Source organism: Streptomyces sudanensis, assembly GCF_023614315.1.
Taxonomy (GTDB): Bacteria; Actinomycetota; Actinomycetes; order Streptomycetales; family Streptomycetaceae; genus Streptomyces; species Streptomyces sudanensis.
This window is the reverse complement of sequence record NZ_CP095474.1, coordinates 4,736,143-4,736,789: the sequence shown is the minus strand read 5'-3', so window position 1 is coordinate 4,736,789 and position 647 is coordinate 4,736,143. Positions and strand designations below refer to the sequence as shown.

Annotated in this window: 1 protein-coding gene; it reads left to right on the top strand. The window is 72.1% G+C overall.

The window, feature by feature from the left end; genetic code table 11:
- The first annotated feature begins 115 nt into the window (after positions 1-115).
- A complete protein-coding gene (locus MW084_RS21940) occupies positions 116-562 on the top strand; it encodes an Lrp/AsnC family transcriptional regulator (RefSeq protein ID WP_010473638.1) in 447 nt (148 codons plus the stop codon).
- The last annotated feature ends 85 nt before the right edge of the window (positions 563-647 follow it).

The following is a 647-nucleotide window of genomic DNA, read 5'->3' as shown; positions in this document are numbered from 1 at the left end:
GTCCGTGGGGGTGGGGTTCACGTCGGGAAATCTACGGTCGGTGATCACCGGGGTGAAGGGGCGATTCCCGGCCGCTCTCTTGTTCCGCCGGGGAATCCCCTGCTATCCCTCGTCCATGACGGGATTCTCACCGGACGCCACCGACTGGCGCATCCTCCAGGCATTGCAGGCCGACGGCCGGGCGAGCTTCGCCGAGCTGGCCCGCGCGGTGTCGATGTCGGCGAGCGCCGTGACCGAGCGGGTGCGGCGGCTGGAGGAGGCGGGGGTGATCACCGGGTACACGGCGGTCGTCGACCAGGAGGCCCTGGGCCTGCCGGTCCTCGCCTTCGTCCGGCTGCGCTACCCGCACGGCAACTACAAGCCGTTCCACGACCTGCTGGACGCGACGCCGGAGGTCCTGGAGGCGCACCACGTCACCGGGGACGACTGCTTCGTCCTGAAGGTCGCCGCCCGGTCGATGCGGCACCTGGAGGAGGTGTCGGGGCGGATCGGCGCGCTGGGGTCGGTGACGACGAGCGTGGTGTACTCGTCGCCGCTGCCGCGCCGCCCGGTCACCCGCTGAGTCCCGTACCCGTACCCGTACCCCTGCCCGTACCGCCCGCCGCCCGGCCGACCTGCGGCCTCTCCCCCGGTGNNNANNNNGNNGA

Coding starts and splice junctions, on each gene's coding strand:
- MW084_RS21940 (WP_010473638.1), top strand. CDS start 116: ATGACGGGATTCTCACCGGACGCCACCGACTGGCGCATCCTCCAGGCA.